This is a genomic window from Noviherbaspirillum humi, from assembly GCF_900188095.1.
Taxonomy (GTDB): domain Bacteria; phylum Pseudomonadota; class Gammaproteobacteria; order Burkholderiales; family Burkholderiaceae_D; genus Noviherbaspirillum; species Noviherbaspirillum humi.
In genome coordinates this window covers 40,583-59,043 of sequence record NZ_FZOT01000004.1, presented here as the reverse complement: position 1 = coordinate 59,043, position 18,461 = coordinate 40,583, and the positions used below count along the sequence as shown (strand labels likewise).

Genomic DNA, 18,461 nt, shown 5'->3' with positions numbered 1-18,461 from the left:
GTCTATGGGTCCTGGTGTCAATGGGTATGGTGGTGGTGAGTCGGATCGTCGCATTCGCCGCCGCAGGTAATCTGGCCGACAATGTAATCGACGATCTGCTCCAGCGGCACGGCGGTCTGGTTGCCGCCGGCTTCGGCCGCGCGCAGCATCTTCACGCTTGCCTCGCCTTTGGCGATCTCGTCCTCGCCAAGAATCACGGCGTAGGAGGCGCCACTGCCGTCTGCCCGCTTCATCTGCGACTTGAAGCTGCCGGCGCCGCCCGCCGGGGCGCAATGCATCACCACGTCGAGGCCGGCATCGCGCAGCCGCTCGGCGACGACGAAGGCCTGCAGCTGCGCCTGTTCGCCCTGGTGCACCACGTACACGTCACATTGGTTGGGATCGAATTTCTCGCCCGACGCCTTGAGCAGCTCCAGCAGGCGTTCGACGCCGATGGCAAAGCCGCAGGCTGGCGTCGGCTTGCCGCCGAACATTTCGACCAGCGGATCGTAGCGGCCGCCGCCGCAGACCGTACCCTGGGAGCCGAGCTGGTCGGTGACCCATTCGAACACGGTGCGGTTGTAGTAATCCATGCCTCGTACCAGGCGCGGATTGATGGTGAACGGAATGCTGTTGTGTCGCAGCAGTTTCTGCACGCCCTCGAAATGGGACAGCGACTCTTCGCCTAGGTAATCGAGCAGCTTCGGCGCTGCGTTGACCATCTCCTGCATGGCGGGATTCTTGGTATCGAGAATGCGCAGCGGATTGGAATGCAGGCGGCGCTGAGCGTCGGCATCGAGCAGATCCTTGTGTTGCTCGAAATAAGCGATCAGATCGGTACGGTGCCGGTTGCGCTCCTCCGCATTGCCGATGGAGTTGACCTCGAGGCGGATGCCTTCCAGGCCGAGATCATCCCACAGGCGCTGGCACAGCATGATGAGTTCGGCGTCGATGTCCGGACCGGCGAAGCCGATCGCTTCCGCGCCGACCTGGTGGAACTGGCGGTAGCGGCCGCGCTGCGGACGCTCGTGCCGGAACATCGGACCGACATACCACAGGCGCTTCGGGCCATCATAGGTCAGGTTGTGCTCCAGGGCGGCGCGCACCACCCCGGCGGTATTTTCCGGACGCAGGGTGAGCTGGTCGCCGTTCATGGAATCGACGAAGGAGTACATCTCCTTTTCCACGATATCGGTCACCGCACCGAGGCCGCGCGCGAACAGCGCGGTGGGCTCGACGATGGGCGTGCGGATCTGCTGGAAGCCGTAGCTCTTCAGCACCGACTGCACGGTATTTTCGAACAGTTCCCACAAAGGCGCGTCGGCGGGCAGGATGTCGTTCATCCCTTTCACGCCGACGATTTTTTCCGTCTTCTTGTTTTCTGACATGCTGATTGATGTGTAAGGGCCGGCGCGCTGGATCAGGCGCCGACGGTTTGCTTTGCGTAGCGGGTCTGGACGTAGTCGAGGACGATGGCCTGAAACTCTTCGGCGATACGCTCGCCGCGCAGCGTTACGGTCTTGACGCCGTCGACGAACACCGGCGCGGCCGGCGTCTCGCCGGTGCCGGGCAGGCTGATGCCGATGTTGGCATGCTTGGACTCGCCCGGTCCGTTGACGATGCAGCCCATGACGGCCACGTTCATGTTCTCCACGCCCGGATACTGTTTCTTCCACTCCGGCATCTGCTCGCGCAGGTAAGCCTGGATGCGGTCCGCCAGTTCCTGGAACACGGTCGAGGTGGTGCGGCCGCAGCCGGGGCAGGCGATCACCATCGGGGTGAATTTGCGCAGGCCCATGGTCTGCAGGATTTCCTGGGCGACGATGACTTCGCGGGTGCGGTCGCCGCCCGGTTCCGGCGTCAGGGACACGCGAATGGTGTCGCCTATGCCTTCCTGCAGCAGGATGCCGATGGCGGCGGTGGAGGCGACGATGCCCTTGCTGCCCATGCCGGCTTCGGTCAGGCCGAGATGCAGCGGGTAATCGCAGCGGCGTGCCAGCTCGCGGTAGACCGCGATCAAGTCCTGCACGCCCGAAACCTTGCAGGAAAGGATGATGCGGTCGCCGGACAGGCCGATTGCTTCCGCCTGCTGCGCGCTCTCGATGGCGGAGGTGATCAGCGCCTCGTACATCACGGCCTGTGCCTCCCAAGGCTCCGCGCGCGCCGCGTTCTCGTCCATGATGCGCGCCAGCAGCGCCTGGTCCAGGCTGCCCCAGTTGACGCCGATGCGTACCGGCTTGTCGTAACGGCAGGCGATCTCGATCATCTGGGCGAACTGGGTGTCGCGCTTGGCGCCCTGGCCGACGTTGCCCGGATTGATGCGGTACTTGGAAAGCGCCTGCGCGCATTCGGGAAAATCGGTCAGCAGCTTGTGGCCGTTGTAGTGGAAGTCGCCGACCAGAGGCACGTCGATGCCCATTTTTTCCAGCTGCTCGCGGATCGCCGGAACGGCGGCAGCGGCTTCCGGATTGTTGACCGTAATGCGCACCAGCTCGGAACCGGCCCGCGCCAGGTCCTTGACCTGGATCGCGGTGCCGATGACGTCGGCGGTATCGGTATTGGTCATCGATTGCACGCGCACGGGTGCGTCGCCGCCGATGATCAGGCTGCTGGTGCCGGTGCTGACGGTGACGGCGCGGCGCTTCAGGCGCGGCAAGGGTCCGGAGGGAATCGGTTGAGCGGACATGGCTGCTTATTTCAAAGTGAGGCGGGCGACATGGCCTTTGTCTAGCCCCTTGGTCTTGATCGGGGCGCCCCGAAACGTCACGTCGACGCCGGGCGCATTGCCGAGCACGAGGACGGCCTGACCCGGCACATCGAAGTTCTCGGTACTGCCTGCCTTGAACAGGCGCGCCACCATGGACTTGCTTTCACCGGCGCGCTTTAGGTCAACCCAGGAATCCTCCCGGAATTGCAGGACAAGCCCGTTGCTTGAGGTCGCCTCCGCAGCCGGCTTCGAATCGGTGGCCGGCGTATTGACGACTTGCTTCTCGGCGGCGGCGTCGATGCTTCCGCTCGGCGCGGCTTTTTCCGGGGTCGCCGGGCGCGATGGCGCGGGAACCGGCGCCGCGGTTTCGGGCTTGGCTTCCGGCGCGGCGGCAGGTGTCGCTGGGGCGGAGGATGCGGCGGCGCTGCCTGTAGCGGCATCAGGTGCCGAGGGACTCGCCGGCTCCGCTCCTACGGCGCCCGATTTCTCGGCGGGCTTGTCGGGGGAAGTTGATTCAGCCGTTTTGGGTACTGCGGGCGCGGTGCCGCCGGACAGGACGCCGGACTGATATACGGCCCAGGCGAGTAGTGCCAGCAGCGCCAGCACTGCGAGAACAATGTAGGGCTTTTTCATCCCATTCGAACGGCCCGTCATGAGCGGCGAGCGCCGCTCCGAGAACGGCTCGGAGATCGCCCGCCGCGACGCCGTCGGCTCGATTGCAGGGGCAGCCTCCTTCGGCAAGGCAGCCATCAGCTGCGCCGGATCAAGCCTTACCAGCTTGGCATAGGCACGGATGAAACCGCGGGTGACGGCCATGGTAGGCAGCGCCGCGAAATCGTTGGCTTCGATGGCCACTACCTGCTTTGGCGCCAGGTATAGCTGGCTGGCCACCTGCTCCACCGTCCAGCCAAGCTCCTGGCGCTGGCGGGAAAGCTGCTCGCCAATCGACAGGCCGGAGGAAGAGGAAGACCCGGTATCGCCGGCCTCGGGCTTTTCATTGAATTCGGAATCACTCATCGAATGCTCCACGCTCGTAAGCGGAATACTCTGCCGACCGCGGAAAACGACGGCGCAACTGGGTGGCAAGGCTGGTTTCCGCATCGCGATTGCCCAGCTTGCGTTCTATGCGGACGGCGAGCCATAGCGCCTCGGGACCGGCGCCTTCAGCGGACACGGCGCGATTGGCATAGAAACGGGCACGCTCGTAATCGCGCTGCTGATAAAAAATTCTGGCCAGACCAATGTTTGCTGTTGAATTGGCCGGATTGAACTGAAAGGCCTGCATGAAATAGCGCTCGGCAGCGGCACGGTCCTGCAGCTTCAGGCTGCACAAGCCGGCATTGGCGAGGGCCTTGTCGGGCGACTGGTAGCCGCGGCTTTTCAGCGCGGTTTCGAAATAGCCAATCGCTTGTCGTTCGCGGCCGTTTTGGCACAGGAACCAGCCGTAATTGTTGTTGAAATCCGGATTGGCGGGACTGAAGCGAATGGCTTGCTGCAGATTCTCTTCCGCCAGCTTGGCTTCGCCCATGTCCATGTAGATCAGGCCGCGCAGACTGTAGGCATCGGCGAAGGCGGGATCCGCCAAAAGCGCCTGCTTGACCTCGTCCAGCGCCACCTCGGTCTGGCGCTGTTCGTAGTAACCCACCGCCAGTTGCAGGCGGATACGGGCCCGGCGCTGACTGTCAGTCTGGTCAGAGCTGGTGCTCGGCTCGCTGCTGCCTTGCGCCGGCAACGAGCGACATCCCGCCACCAGACAGGCCGCTGCCAGCAGCAGCGCCCAAGTCAATCCCTGCAGCCGCGTCACGTAGGCACCTGAACGATGCGGCCGAAGTTCTTGCCGTACTTGTTCTGATACTCAGCCATTTTTTGCATCCTCTCCTGAACCCGCGTCCTGTCCTGGACTTCCCCCGCCAGCTGGCCGCAGGCGGCATCGATATCATCGCCGCGCGTCTTGCGGATGGTGGTGACGATGCCGGCATCCATCAGGATCTGGGCAAATGCCTTGATGCGCTTGTTGTTGGACCGGACCAGCCCGGACTCGGGGAATGGATTGAATGGTATCAGGTTGAACTTGCATGGCACCGGATGCGGATTGTCCTTGACCAGCCGCACCAGCTCGCGCGCGTTTTCATCGCCATCATTCACCCCGTCGAGCATGCAGTACTCGAAGGTGATGAAATCGCGCGGCGCGAAATCGAGATATCGGCGGCAGGCGGCCATCAGGTCCGCCAGCGGATACTTGCGGTTCAGCGGCACCAGCCCATCACGCAAGTTATCATTCGAAGCGTGCAGCGACACCGCCAGCGCAACCGGGCATTCCTGCGCCAGCTTGTCTATCATCGGCACCACGCCGCTGGTGGAGAGCGTCACGCGCCGCCGCGACAGGCCGTAGGCATTGTCGTCCAGCATCAGCTTGAGCGCGGTGACCGTCGGCTCGAAGTTCAGCAGCGGCTCGCCCATGCCCATCATCACCACGTTGGTGATCTGGCGCTCGCCTTTGGGACCAGGCTCCACGCCCTTGGTGCGGCGCAGTTCGAATTCGGCCATCCAGAGCTGCCCGATGATTTCGCCGACCGACAGGTTGCGGCTGAAGCCCTGCTTGCCGGTCGAGCAGAAACGGCAGTTCACGGCGCAGCCGGCTTGCGTCGAAATGCACAGCGTGCCGCGATTTTCCTCGGGAATGAATACGGTCTCCACGGCATTGCCCTGCCCGACGTCGAATAGCCACTTGCGCGTGCCGTCGGCAGAAGTGTGGTCGCTGATGATGGCGGGCGCCGTGATGGCGGCGTTCTGCTTCAGCTTTTCGCGGAACGATTTGGCCAGATCGCTCATCTGGTCGAAATCCGCCACGCCAAACTGGTGTATCCAGCGCTGAAGCTGCTTGGCGCGAAATGGCTTCTCACCCAGCTCGGCACAGTAAGCGGCAAGTTGTGCGGGATCGAAATCCAGAAGATTGGTGAGAGCCATGTTCAGCAAAGCCTTGTGGTTCGCCCGCCGTCGCGGCGGACGAGCGGGACATTAACGGGAATAAACGTTCAATGCCGGGAAGTAGTAAGCGATCTCGACAGCCGCGGTTTCGGGCGCGTCGGAACCGTGAACGGCATTGGCGTCGATGGAGTCGGCGAAGTCGGCGCGGATGGTGCCCTTCTCTGCCTTCTTGGGATCGGTTGCGCCCATCAGCTCGCGGTTCTTGGCAATGGCGCCTTCGCCTTCCAGAACCTGGATCATGACCGGGCCGGAAATCATGAAGTCAACCAGATCCTTGAAGAAGGGGCGCTCGCGGTGAACGGCATAGAAGCCTTCAGCCTCGGCACGGGACAGATGCGCCATGCGGGCAGCGACGATCTTCAGACCGGCATTTTCAAAACGGGTGTAGATTTGGCCGATCACGTTTTTCGCGACTGCGTCCGGTTTGATGATCGACAGGGTGCGCTCGATTGCCATCTGTAAAAACTCCAATGAAAATAAGGGTTTAAGGAGAAAAATCAAGAATCAAACTAACCTTTGATTTTACCACGAAACCCATATCTAAGAGACTGGGTAGTTGCCGTCGATGAAAAGCGCTCGATTTGCACCTATTCTTCGTCATTCGGGCACATGATATGCTCTGAATACTGTTCAACAATTCAACGATTCCTGGAGGTTACATGGATAGCAATCTGCATACCGCGTACGGCACATCCAGCCAAGCCCTGCTTGTACGTAACCGGGTTTTGCGCAATACCTACTGGCTGCTCGCCCTTTCCATGATTCCCACTGTCTTGGGCGCATGGCTTGGCGTTCAGTTCAAGTTTTCCCTCTTCTCGAGCAGCCCGTTCATCGGTTTCATGGCTTTCCTGGCAATCGCCTTCGGTTTTTTCTATGCCATTGAAAAGACCAAGAATTCCGGCCTCGGCGTTGCCATCTTGCTTGGCTTTACCTTCTTCATGGGATTGATGCTGTCTCGCCTGATCAGCCTCACCCTCGGATTTGCCAACGGTCCGGCGCTGATCATGACCGCCTTCGGCGGCACCGCCGCCATCATGGCCGTCATGGCAAGCGTGGCCACCTTTTCCAAGCGTGATTTTTCAGGCTTGGGCAAATGGTTGTTCGGCGGCGTGCTGGTCATTCTGCTTGCAGCAGTGGCAAATATCTTCCTGCAGATGCCGGCGCTCTACCTGGCGGTATCGGTGATGGCCATCGGCATCTTCTCGGCCTTCATCCTCTACGACGTGCAGCAGGTGATCAACGGCGGCGAAACCAACTACATCACCGCCACCCTGGCCATCTATCTCGATCTCTACAACATTTTCAGCAACCTGCTTGCGCTGCTCGGCATCGTTGGCGGCGAACGCGAATAAGCCAACGGCAAAGCGTCAATGAAAAAGCCGACCGTCAGGTCGGCTTTTTCGTTTACACCGGTGACGATCAGGGCAGGTCGAATACGGCAATGGATTCCACATGCGCCGTATGGGGGAACATGTTGACCACCCCGGCTTTCTTCAGCACGTAGCCGCCCTGATGCACCAGCAGCCCCGCATCGCGGGCGAGGGTGGCCGGATTGCAGGACACGTAGACGATGCGCTTCGGCATCAGGTCCGGCCGGTTTTCCTTCAATCCGACGATGGCCTGGCAAACCGCAATCGCGCCTTCACGCGGCGGATCGACCAGCATGCGATCAAATCTGCCCAGCGCGACCAGGTCCTCGCTGCTGGCCTCGAATAAATTGCGGCAATAAAACACCGTTTTCTGCGCCAGCCCATTGGCGGTTGCATTCTGCAATGCGCGCTCGTTCAGCGCGGTGCTGCCTTCGATGCCTACCACCTCGCGCGCCTGGGTTGCCAGCGGCAGGGTGAAGTTGCCGAGGCCGCAGAACAGGTCGGCCACGCGGTCTTCCGGCTGTACGTCCAGCAGCTTCAAGGCCCTTGTCACTAGCAGCCGGTTGATCTGGTGGTTGACCTGAGTGAAGTCGGTCGGCTTGAAGGGCATGCGGATGCCGAACTCGGGCAGCGCGTAATACAGCTGCTTGTCGAGCGGATAGAACGGATACACGGTGTCCGGCCCCTTGGGCTGCAGCCACCACTGGATCTCATGCAGGTCGGCGAAGGCGCGCAGCTTGTCCTTGTCGGCCTCGGTCAGCGGCGCCATGATGCGCAGCACCAGCGCGATCACTTCTTCACCCACCGCCAGCTCGATCTGCGGCATCTGCTCGAAGATGGTCAGCGATTCCACCAGGCGGCGCAGCGGCACCAGCATCGCCGATACCTTGGGCGGCAGGATTTCGCAGGTTTGCATGTCGGCCACGTAAGAGGATTTCCGCTCATGGAAACCGACCAGCACGCCGCCCTTCTTGCGCACGTTGCGCACCGACAGGCGGGCACGATAGCGGTAGCCCCAGGTCGGACCGTGGATCGGGCGCATCATGTTCTCGGCCTTCACCTTGGAGAGATGCCAGAGATTGTCCTCCAGCACCCGCTGCTTCATCGCGACCTGGGCGTCGGCATCCAGGTGCTGCATGGCGCAGCCGCCGCAATTGCCGAAATAGCGGCATTTCGCCTGCACCCGCTGCGACGATTCACGTACCACCTCGGTCAGGGTGGCCGCTTCCCATTTCGGCTTGCGCCGATAGGATTCATAACGCACGCGCTCGCCGGGAAGCGCGCCTTCCACGAAGATGACCTTGCCTTGGGTGCCATCTTCGTTCGTCAAGTGGCCCACGCCCCGGGCATCCATGTCCAGGGCTTTGATGTCGATTGCGTCTTGCTGCATAAATTGAAATGGTCACGGCCAAGCCTTGCCGGACTTGGCGACTATGAAGGGTGATGCCGGGAGAGCAGGAAAAAGTCAGGCCAGCGGATCGCGCCAGGCATCCAGGTATTGTTTCCAGTGCGGCCCGTCGAGTTCCGCCAGGTGCGCCCGCACCAGCGAAAGCTCGCTATTGTACTCGTCCCGCGTCATTGATCCACGCATGAGCTGGAAACGGCAGTACATGAGGTAAGTGTTGACCACGTCGGTCTCGCAGTAATCGCGGATTTCCTGCAGCCGTCCTTCCTGGTACAAGGTCCAGACCTGGCTGCCATCCACGCCGAGCTTGCCGGGGAAGCCACACAGCTTGGCCAGCTCATCCAGCGGCGCGTTGGCGCGGCCGGTGTACATCGCCAGCAGGTCCATCAGGTCGAGATGGCGCATGTGGTAGCGGCTGATGTAGTTGTTCCACTTGAAATCGCGGTCGTCGTCGCCCATCTCCCAGTAGCGGGAGGCGGTGACGCCGCTCACCATGGCACGGTAGTGCAGCACCGGCAGGTCGAAGCCGGTGCCGTTCCACGAAACCAGCTGAGGCGTATAGCGGTCGATGGTGCGGAAGAAGGCATGCACCAGCTTGGATTCCTCATCATGAGTGCTGCCCAGCGACTTGACGCGAAAACCCTCGCGGTCACGGAACACGCAGGAAATCGCCGCCACCTTGTGCAGATGATGCTGCAGGAAGTCGCTGCCGGTGCGCTCGCGCCGTGCAGCGAAGGCGGCCGCCGCGACGTCGGCGTCGAGCATGCTCTCCGGATGGCCCTGGAGTAAGCGCAGGCCGTGCACGTCGGGGATGGTCTCGATGTCGAATACCAGAATCGGGATCAAAGCAGCGCATCCTTGCCCACGCCGCGCGCAGTCAGGGCGCGCTTGAGCTTGACCAGCGCCTCCTGCTGAATCTGCCGCACCCGTTCGCGCGTGACGTTCATCTCCGCCGCCAATTCTTCCAGCGTGGCGGGATCGTCGTTGTCGAGGCCGAAGCGCCGCATGATCACCAGGCGCTGCTTGTCCGGCAATTTTTTCAGCCAGTCGCGCACCAACACCGTCATTTCGTGATGCTCGGCGCGGGAGTCGGGGCTGTCGGCGCCGTCGCCGGGCAGCATGTCCATCAGGCTGGCTTGCGGGTCGTTGTCGAGCGGCGCGTCGAGCGAGGTAGCATGCTCGGACAGCGCCAGGATATCCTGCACGTCCTCCACCGGCCGCTCCACCAGATGGGCGATGTCCTCGGCGGTGGCATCCTTGCCATCGTGATGCTGGGCTTCGAGATGGTACTTGGCCCGCAGTATCTGGTTCAGTTCGCGCACCATGTGCACCGGCAGGCGCACGGTGCGCGCCTGATTCATGATGGCTCGCTCGATGCTCTGGCGTATCCACCAGGTAGCGTACGTCGAGAAACGAAAGCCGCGTTCCGGCTCGAATTTGTCGATGGCGCGCATCAGGCCGAGATTGCCCTCCTCGATCAGGTCCAGCAGCACCACGCCGCGGTTGATGTAGTGCTTGGCGATCGACACCACCAGACGCAGGTTATGTTCGATCATCTTCTGCCGCGCATCGAACTCGCCCTGCTTGGCCAGGGTGGCGTAATGCACTTCCTCCGCCGCCGTCAGCAGCGGCCGGGAACCGATCTGATTCAGGTAATGCTGCGTGGTATCGGTGGAGAGCTCCGCCGCGAGCACGGTCTTGAGTTCCTCCACCGGGTCGAGGGCCACCGCTACCGCGCCCTCGCCGCCATCAGTCATCGCATCGGCGCCGTCCGCAAGAACGGCTTCGGCATCTTCCCCGGAGTCCGCCCGGATATCGGACAAATCATCGGGGGATAAATCGTCTTCCGGCGTGGCTTCGGGTTTGCGCGTCATTTATCTGGCAGGTAAGAATTTGGAAGGATCCACCGGCTTGCCCTGATGGCGGATCTCGAAGTGAAGCTTTACCGAATCGCTGTCCGAACTTCCCATTTCGGCTATCTTCTGGCCCTTGCTGACCGTCTGGTCTTCCTTGACGAAAATGGCCTTGTTGTGAGCATAGGCCGACAGATAATTCGTGCTGTGCTTGAGGATCACCAAATTGCCGTAGCCGCGAATGCCACTGCCGGCGTACAGCACCCGACCGGCGCCGGCCGCCAGCACCGGCTGTCCGGGCTTGCCGGCAATGTCTATGCCCTTGCGGCCATCGCTGAAACCGGCGACGACCTTTCCTTCGGCCGGCCAGATCCAGGCAATGCCTTCTTCATCGGTCGCCGGCGGCGCGCTCTCTGCCGGCCTTTCCGGTGTCTTGCTGTCGCTCACCTTCGGCGGTTCGGTCTTCGAAGGCACAGTCGGCGCGGTCGCATCAGGCTTGTTAAGTTCGGCCAGCGCGGATTCCGAGAATGCCCGCTTCTCCCCCCGCGGACCGGTCTTGTGGGTGGACGCCGCCGCGCCATTGGGCAACGGGCGCGATTCGGCCGTGGAATTTGGAACCACGCTGCCAGTCTGAACGCCCGAAGGAGCAGCGCCAGCCACAGGTGCATCCGGAGGAAGCACGCGCAACACCTGGTCTACCTTGATGTCGTTGGGATTGGAGAGATTATTCCATATCACGAGGTCGCGGTAATTCTGACCGAACTCAAGGGCAATCTGGATCAAAGTATCGCCACGTTTCACGGTGTAAAAACCGCGGGTGTCGGCTTGCTTGGGCGGCTGCGGCTGCGCGGGCGCCGGCGCGGGCAACGGTCGCGGAGCCTCGGCGTTGCGCGACGGAACCGGCCGCTCCACTACCGGCGCCTGATTGCGGGTGGTGCTGCATCCGGAAACGATGGCAAGCAGCATTGCCATCCATGTTAAGCGGTATTTTTTCATTATCACTACGATGGAATCAGTGCCGCCGGCGGCGGCGACCTGGGTCGGCGTCAGACCGTGCCGGACTTCAAGGGTACGAAATGGCAGTCTTCAAGCGTCGTCCTGGTCCACTCGAAACGGCTGACGCGTTCGATCAATTGCAGCACCTGGCGCTCTCCCCCTACCGGCGCCACCAGCCTGCCGCCTACGCTCATCTGTTCGAGCAGGGCCTGGGGTACCTCGAGGCCCGCAGCGGCGAGGATGATGCCGTCGAATGGGGCAGCTTGAAGCAGGCCAAGCATACCATCTCCATAATGCAAGCGGATATTGGGAATCCGCAGCGGCCGCAGATTGGACTTTGCCAGTTCATGCAGCGGCTTGATGCGTTCGATCGAATACACTTCCTTCGCCACCAGTGACAGGACCGCTGCCTGATAGCCGCAGCCGGTGCCGATTTCGAGCACCCGTTCCAGCTTTCCCTGCTGCTGGTTATCGCGCATGACTTCGATCATTCGAGCGACGATGTACGGCTGTGAAATCGTCTGCTGATGACCGATGGGCAGCGACGCATCAATGTACGCCTGGCTCGCCATTGCCGGCTCGACGAACAGATGGCGCGGCACGGCTTCCATCGCCGCCAGCACCGTACGGTCGGCGATGCCCTGCTTGGCCAGGCGCGCCACCATGGCGCCGCGTACCGAATCAGGCACCGCGGCGCCATTGCGGGCCGGCTGGGCAGGCGTGGCCGGCAGCGATACCGCCACCGCAGCCGGTTTGACGGCAACCGGCCGCTGCTGATGCTGGGCCGCATTGCGGGTGGCAGTCTGAGGCGTGGCGACCTTGGCTGCGCCGGGCTTCTGCCTGCCTTCCTTGGGCCGGCCCTCCACCACGTTGGAAAGCGTCAGCGGAAAGCGCTTGCTTGCTTCGCTCACTGCAACTCCTTCTTCAGCAGGTCGAGCTGAGCGCTGTGCGTCAGGTCGATTCGCAGGGGCGTAATCGATACCCGGCCGTTGGCCACCGCATTGAAATCCGTTCCTTCTGCCGCGTCCTTCTCCTTGCCGGCCGGCCCGATCCAGTAAATCTCGCGGCCATGCGGATCCTGGGCGCGGATGACCGGCTCCGACTGATGCCGCTTGCCGAGCCGGGTGGCGCATTTGCCGCGGAGGCTGGCGTAAGGCAGGTTGGGTATATTCACGTTCAGCAAATAGGGCTTGGGCAGCGCCGGCAAGCCGTGCTCGACGATTTCCCGGGCCACGCGCGCGGCCGTGTCGAGATGCGCCCAGCCTTTGTCGACCTGGGAAAAGGCGATCGCCGGCACGCCGAACAGAAAGCCTTCGGTGGCAGCGGCGACGGTGCCGGAATAGAGGGTGTCGTCACCCATGTTCTGCCCCTGATTGATGCCGGAGACGACCAAGTCCGGCTTGAAGGCCAGGGCGCCGGTAAGCGCGATATGTACGCAGTCCGATGGCGTGCCGTTGACGAAATAAAAGCCGTTCTCGGCGCGATAGACAGAGAGCGGGCGGTCCAGCGTCAGGGAATTGGAACTGCCAGAGCGGTTGCTGTCGGGAGCAACCACCATGATCTCGGCAATCGGGCGCAACGCCTCGGCCAGGGCAACGATGCCCGGCGCCAGATAGCCGTCGTCATTACTGATGAGTATCTTCATGGAATGATTTTACCTGAAGCCCTTGCGGCTTCGGCGCATATTGACATTTCCTGATGCCCCCATAAAATCAAACGCTCGTTCTTTTTTTACAATCACTCAGGAGACAAGATGAAAGCCATCCTCTGCAAACAATGGGGCGCGCCCGAGACGCTGGTCGTCGAGGAGTTGCCCGATGCCGTACCGGCCGCAGGCCAGGTGGCCATCGATGTGCAGGCCGCCGGCGTCAATTTCCCGGATGTGCTCATCATCCAGAACAAGTACCAGTTCAAGCCTGAACTGCCTTTCACCCCCGGCAGCGAACTGGCCGGCGTTGTGCGCGCCGTCGGTGAAGGCGTCATCGCCTTCAAGCCGGGCGACAAGGTCATGGCCTTCGTCAGCCAGGGCGCCTTCTCCCAGCAGATCAGCGTCGCGCAAAACCTGGTCATGCCGATGCCGCCCGGCCTCGACTTCGACACCGCGGCCGCCGTCACCCTCACCTATGGCACCTCGCATCATGCGGTAGTCGACCGGGCGGCACTGCAGCCTGGCGAAACCATGCTGGTGCTGGGCGCCGCCGGCGGCGTCGGCCTTGCAGCCATCGAAATCGGCAAGGCCCTCGGCGCCCGCGTCATTGCCGCCGCCTCGACCGATGAAAAGCTGGCCGTGTGCAAGGCCCATGGCGCCGACGCCACCATCAATTACGCGACCCAGGACCTTCGCGAGGCGATCAAGGAAGCCACTGGCGGCAAGGGGCCGGACGTGATCTACGACCCGGTCGGCGGCGTCTATGCCGAGCCGGCGTTCCGCTCCATCGGCTGGCGTGGGCGCTATCTGGTGGTGGGTTTCGCCAATGGCGAGATACCCAGGCTGCCGCTGAATCTGGCCCTGCTGAAGGGCGCTTCGCTGGTGGGCGTATTCTGGGGCGACTTTGCGCGGCGCGAACCGAAAAAGCACATGGCGGCGATGCAGCAGTTGATGGGATGGATGGCCGAAGGCAAGATCAAGCCGCATATTTCGCATCGCTACGCGCTGGCCGAGACGTCCCAGGCGCTTAACGACATGGCGGCACGCAAGGTCACCGGCAAGGTGGTGATCAATCCGCAGCGCTGAAATCGGCCCCAGCCACGCCGTACGCGTCGTGGCTGATGGTTCGCAGCCTCAGTCCGCTTCTGCCAGCGTCTGGTGCACGAAGGCGGACAGAATCAGGCGCTCGTGCAGCGGCACGTCGACGAATTCGAAGCCGTGCCGATATCCGTCTCCGTTCTCCGACGGGATCACGGAACGCAGCACCGCAGTCAGGCTGAGATACTCGTCCTGCTCGGCCGCATTCACCTTGAACTTGATGATTCCCTGACTGGCCTTCTCGCCCAGGGGGTGCTTCGCGATTGCCGAAGCACCGCCGACGCTCAGGTCCAGCAGCGTTGCCGCTCCCGTCTTTTCCGGCGTGCCGAGGGAAATCGCGGCAATGATTTTCACCTGGGCGCGCACCCCACGGCGCACCGTGGTGCAGCGTACTTCGCGCGGATACGACAGGTGGATGTAAGGATAAGGCGTATGCACCGACTTCAGCGCTGACGAGGTGAAGGCATAGGCCTTGCGCCCGGAGAAGGCGCGAATCACGAAGGTCTGACCGTCGCGGATGAAGGCGATCTTGCCATCGATGATGGGCGCGGTGACCATGACCGACCGGCCCTTGACGAAACCGATCAGTTTCACATGATAGCGGGCGGAGGGATTGTCGATCTGCTGCAGATACATCGCCTCGCCGACCTGCCATCTCGCATCGTCGAGCGCGATCATGCGTTCCTTATCGGCTTCATTCTCGATCGCTGCGGTCGCCGCGCCAGGCTTGCCATTAGCGTCAGGCGCGGACCTGGCGCCATCCCCGGTTTCCTTCCGCGTGTCCGAGAAATTCCACGGGTCCGCCTGTACAAAGCCATTTTTCAGCAGCCCGTCGAGCTGAGACTGGCTCTCGATGGTGCAGCCGGAAGCCAGCAGCAATTTCCCATGCCAATCGTAGACAGGCCGATTCAACGGCTTGCCGATCGCAATCTCGTTCACCTTGAGGGGAACCAATGAAGAAACCGTCTCGCCCATGTCCGCTTATCTGATCTCTCGCGTGTTTTACCGGAAGTTTCGACAACTAGTATAACGGCAATCGCTTGAATTCAAGCAATTGTTTAGCGCAAGTCAGGATGCCAGATCGACAACCAGCGGGACTTCGGTGGTTGGTTGCCTCGTCTCCTTGAAGAACGCCTTGACCGCTTCCGCATCGCGGGTGCGGCTGAAGGGTGGCAGGCTTTGCCAGATGCGGCGTCCGTAGGGCTTGTTGATCAGCCGCGGGTCGCAGATCATCAGCACGCCCCGGTCGCTGCGGTCGCGGATCAGTCGGCCGGCACCCTGCTTCAGGGTGATGATCGCCTCCGGCAGCTGGTGATGGACGAATCCATTCAAGCCCTTCTTTTCCAGCGCCTCGATGCGGGCCGCCAGTACCGGATCGTCGGGCGGCGCGAATGGCAGCTTGTCGATGATCACCAGCGACAGCGCGTCGCCCCGCACGTCCACGCCTTCCCAGAAGCTCTGGCTGCCGACCAGCACCGCCTTGCCGCTCGCGCGGAACCGGTCCAGCAGTTCCGTGCGCCCGGCCTCGCCCTGCACCAGCAAGGGGAAATCGAGCCCGCGCTGTTCGAATTCCTTCTTCAGCCGCTCCGCCACCCGGTTCACCGCGCGCAGGGTGGTGCACAGGAAGAAGGTTCGCCCGCCCGCCGCCTCGATCGCCGGCAGGGCGGCATCCACCGCCGCGTCGGTATAGTCCGGCGCGTTCGGCTGCGGCAGGTTGGACGGCACATACAGCAATCCCTGCCTGGCGTAATCGAAGGGGCTTGGCCAGGTATGGGCCGGCTCGTTGTAGAGGCCCATCTGCGAGGTGTAATGGGTGAAGTCGTTCTTCACCGCCAGCGTGGCGGAAGTGAAGATCCAGGCGCGGGGCGGGCCCTCCCGCTGCTTGCTGAAGATGGGCGCAATCGACAGCGGGGTCTGATGCAATTGCAGTGACGAGGAATAGGCTTCCACCCAGAGCACCTTGTCCACCGCCTTTTCCACGTTCTCCGGCGCGTTCCAGGCATTCAGCTTTTCGAGCAGTTCGAGCGCCCGAGTACGGCACTGGTCGATGGTCTCGGCGCGCTCGGCCTGGCTTTCCAGCACCTCGGCCATGCCCTGCATTTCTTCCTTGAGCTTTTCCAGCGCCGGGAAAAACCGGCTGGACGGCGCAATCTGGCCGAGAGACAACCGGACTACATCCTGCGGAAAGGCCAAACGCAATTCGCGCGCCGCCAGTTCGACGGCATTGACCACTTTCGGCCAGTCGGCACCGTCCCGCGCATGGGACAATCCTTCTGCCAGAACGTCGCGGCAGAGTTCAAATACCTGCGAGGTGGAGACGGTCTCGCCAAAGAACAGCGTTGCGGTTTCCGGCAACTGGTGCGCCTCGTCGAAGATGATGGTATTGGCCGACGGCAGCAGTTCGGCCACGCCGGTATCGCGCAAGGCGACGTCGGCAAAGAACAGGTGGTGGTTCACCACGACGACATCGGCCTGCTGCGCTTCCTTGCGCGCCTTCATGACGAAGCAATCCTGGTGGTACTGGCATTCGGTGCCGAGACAGTTGTCGCGTGTCGAGGTGACGAGGTTCCAGACGGTGGCAGTCTCCGGCACCCGGGACAGTTCCGCCTTGTCGCCGGAAGAAGTGGTCTTGACGAAACGCGAGATCTCCCGCAGGTAGCCGACGTCATCGCGCGATGTCAGCCGGCCGTTGGCCAGGGTGCGCTCCAGATGAAAATGGCAGACATAATTGGCTCGCCCCTTCAGCAAGGCGACCGAGACCGGCGCGTTCAAAGCCTTGCGAACGGTGGGGATGTCCCGCAGGTAGAGCTGATCCTGAAGGTTTTTGGTCCCGGTGGAAACGATCACCTTGCCGCCCCACAGCAGAGCCGGTACCAGATAAGCGTACGTCTTTCCGGTACCGGTGCCGGCTTCGGCGATCAGGGATTTCTGCTCGGCGATGGCTTGGGCGACTGCCTTCGCCATCTCCGTCTGCGAATCGCGCGGCCGAAAGCCGCTGATGGTTCCGCTCAGGGAGCCGCTTTCGGCAAACAGGCGGTCGATGTCCGCGTCATGGGATCCGGCGGGTGGCGTATTGTTATGGTCAGTCAAGGCGAATCAACAATCAATGCAAGTGGGCTTACTGCGAGCAGCTTAGGCAGGGATATCCGGCACCAGTTGCATCTTCAGCAGCGTAATATGGTCCTTCAGCTGCAGCTTTCGCTTCTTCAGCCGGCGCAGCTGCAATTCGTCGTGCAGCGCGTCCTTTGCCAGAAGATCGATCACGGCATCGAGATCCCGATGCTCGATTTCCAGTTCGGTGATGCGACGACGGATGTCTTCAGATGGGGTCATGGCAAAGTAAAGTAAACCTGTCGGTGGCATAAATTTCGGAGCCACATCGTAATTCAAATCCGGACGATTGATCCCGCCAAGGTGTGAAAAAGGACCATGCCGGCGGCAAAGTTTGCAACATGCACATAAAAATGTCGCTTTGCAGTACGATGAGCCGGCCGCCGTTGATCGTATGCGGCGATTGTTGTAACAATTCGTCTTTGCCGGAAGGATAGAATTCCCGACTGCAATAATCTTAACGGCGTCAAGTTTAATTTACCCGACCCCATGAGCCAATACAAAATCGAGGGCAGCACCGGTCAGCACCTAGGCGACCGCGACGAGCAGCAGGATCGCGTGGCCCTGTTCGGATCGCCCAAGGCGCCCGGCTACATGATGGCCGTGCTGGCGGATGGCATGGGGGGGATGAAAGGCGGCGCCCTGGCCGCGGAGCAGGTGATCCGGACCGCGCGCCAGGCTTTCGAGGCATTCTCGCCTCAGGCCGACGACATCGGCGCAATGCTCCGCGCCATCGTCGCCGATGCGCATACGGTGATCAAGCTTACGGCGGTGACGTCGGAAAAGAATCCGCACAGCACGGCAGTCATTCTGGTGCTCACCCCCGACCGGCGCGCCTACTGGACCCATGTCGGCGATTCCCGCCTGTACCGTTTCAGCGGACCGAACTTCGCCGAGCACACCCCTGATCATTCCTACGTGGCGAAGCTGGTGGCCGAAGGCAAGCTGTCGGAAGAGGCGGCGCATAGCCATCCGCTGGCCAATGTGCTGGTCAACATTCTCGGGAGCCACGAGCATGAGCCCGAGGCCAGCGTCGCCAGTCATGACGGCCTCAAGGCGGGAGATGCCTTCCTGCTCTGCTCGGACGGTCTGTGGCGCTATTTTTCCGGCATGGAGCTTGGCGTGGCGGTCGCGGTCAACAGTCCGCGTCATGCCGCCGAAATGCTGATTCGAAAAGCCAGGGAGCGCGCCGTCGGCACCGAGGCTGACAATTGCACCCTGGCGATCGTCAAGCTGGTCCCGGTTGAAGTGTCGGAGAAGACGTATTCTGCTAACCAGATGAAACGGGCCGTCTGAAACGGCCCGA

General features: G+C 62.0%; 18 protein-coding genes. 3 read left to right on the top strand and 15 right to left on the bottom strand.

Annotated elements, in window-relative coordinates; genetic code table 11:
- Nucleotides 1–17: 17 nt before the first annotated feature.
- From hisS to ndk, 6 genes are read right to left on the bottom strand one after another with little or no spacing between them, the layout of a single operon-like run.
- Nucleotides 18–1,367: a histidine--tRNA ligase gene (hisS, locus tag CHB88_RS08590; protein WP_089398915.1), complete on the bottom strand. Its 1,350-nt coding sequence runs from the start codon at nucleotides 1,365–1,367 to the stop codon at nucleotides 18–20.
- A 32-nt stretch (nucleotides 1,368–1,399) separates the two neighbouring features.
- A complete protein-coding gene (gene ispG, locus CHB88_RS08585) occupies nucleotides 1,400–2,665 on the bottom strand; it encodes a flavodoxin-dependent (E)-4-hydroxy-3-methylbut-2-enyl-diphosphate synthase (protein ID WP_089398914.1) in 1,266 nt (421 codons plus the stop codon).
- A 6-nt stretch (nucleotides 2,666–2,671) separates the two neighbouring features.
- Entirely contained in the window at nucleotides 2,672–3,703 is a 1,032-nt protein-coding gene (locus tag CHB88_RS24355) for a helix-turn-helix domain-containing protein (RefSeq protein ID WP_176442384.1), read from the bottom strand.
- Nucleotides 3,696–4,490, bottom strand: coding sequence for a type IV pilus biogenesis/stability protein PilW (pilW, locus tag CHB88_RS08570; RefSeq protein ID WP_245844846.1), 795 nt, complete (start codon nucleotides 4,488–4,490; stop codon nucleotides 3,696–3,698). Before pilW ends, CHB88_RS24355 begins: the two co-directional genes overlap by 8 nt.
- Nucleotides 4,487–5,659 carry a dual-specificity RNA methyltransferase RlmN gene (gene rlmN / locus CHB88_RS08565; RefSeq protein ID WP_089399146.1) on the bottom strand — a complete coding sequence of 391 codons (1,173 nt, stop codon included), beginning with the start codon at nucleotides 5,657–5,659 and terminating at the stop codon, nucleotides 4,487–4,489. Before rlmN ends, pilW begins: the two co-directional genes overlap by 4 nt.
- 45 nt (nucleotides 5,660–5,704) lie before the next feature.
- On the bottom strand, nucleotides 5,705–6,130 hold the full coding sequence (ndk, locus tag CHB88_RS08560; protein ID WP_089398912.1) for a nucleoside-diphosphate kinase: 426 nt from the start codon (nucleotides 6,128–6,130) through the stop codon (nucleotides 5,705–5,707).
- Between the two features lie 203 nt (nucleotides 6,131–6,333).
- Here ndk and CHB88_RS08555 point away from each other — a divergent pair, with 203 nt between their 5' ends.
- Nucleotides 6,334–7,026 carry a Bax inhibitor-1/YccA family protein gene (locus CHB88_RS08555; RefSeq protein ID WP_089398911.1) on the top strand — a complete coding sequence of 231 codons (693 nt, stop codon included), beginning with the start codon at nucleotides 6,334–6,336 and terminating at the stop codon, nucleotides 7,024–7,026.
- A gap of 67 nt (nucleotides 7,027–7,093) precedes the next feature.
- Here CHB88_RS08555 and rlmD read toward each other — a convergent pair whose 3' ends face one another.
- The 6 genes from rlmD to surE all read right to left on the bottom strand — a co-directional run bounded on the left by rlmD (nucleotide 7,094) and on the right by surE (nucleotide 12,943).
- Entirely contained in the window at nucleotides 7,094–8,434 is a 1,341-nt protein-coding gene (gene rlmD / locus CHB88_RS08550; protein WP_089398910.1) for a 23S rRNA (uracil(1939)-C(5))-methyltransferase RlmD, read from the bottom strand.
- Between the two features lie 75 nt (nucleotides 8,435–8,509).
- Complete coding sequence (locus CHB88_RS08545; RefSeq protein ID WP_089398909.1) at nucleotides 8,510–9,295, bottom strand: 3'-5' exonuclease; 786 nt, start codon at nucleotides 9,293–9,295, stop codon at nucleotides 8,510–8,512.
- Nucleotides 9,292–10,323, bottom strand: a complete 1,032-nt coding sequence (rpoS, locus tag CHB88_RS08540) for an RNA polymerase sigma factor RpoS (protein ID WP_089398908.1) — start codon at nucleotides 10,321–10,323, stop codon at nucleotides 9,292–9,294. The genes CHB88_RS08545 and rpoS overlap by 4 nt, the downstream gene beginning before the upstream one ends.
- Complete coding sequence (locus CHB88_RS08535; RefSeq protein ID WP_089398907.1) at nucleotides 10,324–11,298, bottom strand: peptidoglycan DD-metalloendopeptidase family protein; 975 nt, start codon at nucleotides 11,296–11,298, stop codon at nucleotides 10,324–10,326.
- 50 nt (nucleotides 11,299–11,348) lie between these two features.
- Nucleotides 11,349–12,209: a protein-L-isoaspartate(D-aspartate) O-methyltransferase gene (locus CHB88_RS08530; RefSeq protein WP_089398906.1), complete on the bottom strand. Its 861-nt coding sequence runs from the start codon at nucleotides 12,207–12,209 to the stop codon at nucleotides 11,349–11,351.
- Nucleotides 12,206–12,943 carry a 5'/3'-nucleotidase SurE gene (gene surE / locus CHB88_RS08525; protein WP_089398905.1) on the bottom strand — a complete coding sequence of 246 codons (738 nt, stop codon included), beginning with the start codon at nucleotides 12,941–12,943 and terminating at the stop codon, nucleotides 12,206–12,208. The genes CHB88_RS08530 and surE overlap by 4 nt, the downstream gene beginning before the upstream one ends.
- Before the next feature lie 108 nt (nucleotides 12,944–13,051).
- On the opposite strand from surE, the gene CHB88_RS08520 reads away from it, so the two are divergent.
- A complete protein-coding gene (locus tag CHB88_RS08520) occupies nucleotides 13,052–14,032 on the top strand; it encodes an NADPH:quinone oxidoreductase family protein (protein ID WP_089398904.1) in 981 nt (326 codons plus the stop codon).
- A gap of 48 nt (nucleotides 14,033–14,080) precedes the next feature.
- Here CHB88_RS08520 and CHB88_RS08515 read toward each other — a convergent pair whose 3' ends face one another.
- The 3 genes from CHB88_RS08515 to CHB88_RS08505 form a co-directional block, all read right to left on the bottom strand.
- Entirely contained in the window at nucleotides 14,081–15,019 is a 939-nt protein-coding gene (locus CHB88_RS08515) for a flagellar brake protein (RefSeq protein WP_089398903.1), read from the bottom strand.
- Nucleotides 15,020–15,112: 93 nt separating this feature from the next.
- Entirely contained in the window at nucleotides 15,113–17,134 is a 2,022-nt protein-coding gene (gene yoaA / locus CHB88_RS08510) for a DNA repair helicase YoaA (protein WP_089398902.1), read from the bottom strand.
- A gap of 42 nt (nucleotides 17,135–17,176) precedes the next feature.
- A complete protein-coding gene (locus CHB88_RS08505; protein WP_089398901.1) occupies nucleotides 17,177–17,377 on the bottom strand; it encodes a YdcH family protein in 201 nt (66 codons plus the stop codon).
- A gap of 267 nt (nucleotides 17,378–17,644) precedes the next feature.
- Between CHB88_RS08505 and CHB88_RS08500 the strand changes: the two genes are divergently transcribed.
- Nucleotides 17,645–18,451, top strand: coding sequence for a PP2C family protein-serine/threonine phosphatase (locus CHB88_RS08500; RefSeq protein ID WP_089398900.1), 807 nt, complete (start codon nucleotides 17,645–17,647; stop codon nucleotides 18,449–18,451).
- Nucleotides 18,452–18,461: the final 10 nt, after the last annotated feature.

Excerpts from the sequence above, each read along its gene's own strand:
- hisS (WP_089398915.1), bottom strand. The coding sequence starts at position 1,367 with ATGTCAGAAAACAAGAAGACGGAAAAAATCGTCGGCGTGAAAGGGATG.
- ispG (WP_089398914.1), bottom strand. The coding sequence starts at position 2,665 with ATGTCCGCTCAACCGATTCCCTCCGGACCCTTGCCGCGCCTGAAGCGC.
- CHB88_RS24355 (WP_176442384.1), bottom strand. The coding sequence starts at position 3,703 with ATGAGTGATTCCGAATTCAATGAAAAGCCCGAGGCCGGCGATACCGGG.
- ndk (WP_089398912.1), bottom strand. The coding sequence starts at position 6,130 with ATGGCAATCGAGCGCACCCTGTCGATCATCAAACCGGACGCAGTCGCG.
- CHB88_RS08555 (WP_089398911.1), top strand. The coding sequence starts at position 6,334 with ATGGATAGCAATCTGCATACCGCGTACGGCACATCCAGCCAAGCCCTG.
- rlmD (WP_089398910.1), bottom strand. The coding sequence starts at position 8,434 with ATGCAGCAAGACGCAATCGACATCAAAGCCCTGGACATGGATGCCCGG.
- rpoS (WP_089398908.1), bottom strand. The coding sequence starts at position 10,323 with ATGACGCGCAAACCCGAAGCCACGCCGGAAGACGATTTATCCCCCGAT.
- CHB88_RS08535 (WP_089398907.1), bottom strand. The coding sequence starts at position 11,298 with ATGAAAAAATACCGCTTAACATGGATGGCAATGCTGCTTGCCATCGTT.
- surE (WP_089398905.1), bottom strand. The coding sequence starts at position 12,943 with ATGAAGATACTCATCAGTAATGACGACGGCTATCTGGCGCCGGGCATC.
- CHB88_RS08520 (WP_089398904.1), top strand. The coding sequence starts at position 13,052 with ATGAAAGCCATCCTCTGCAAACAATGGGGCGCGCCCGAGACGCTGGTC.
- CHB88_RS08515 (WP_089398903.1), bottom strand. The coding sequence starts at position 15,019 with ATGGGCGAGACGGTTTCTTCATTGGTTCCCCTCAAGGTGAACGAGATT.
- CHB88_RS08505 (WP_089398901.1), bottom strand. The coding sequence starts at position 17,377 with ATGACCCCATCTGAAGACATCCGTCGTCGCATCACCGAACTGGAAATC.
- CHB88_RS08500 (WP_089398900.1), top strand. The coding sequence starts at position 17,645 with ATGAGCCAATACAAAATCGAGGGCAGCACCGGTCAGCACCTAGGCGAC.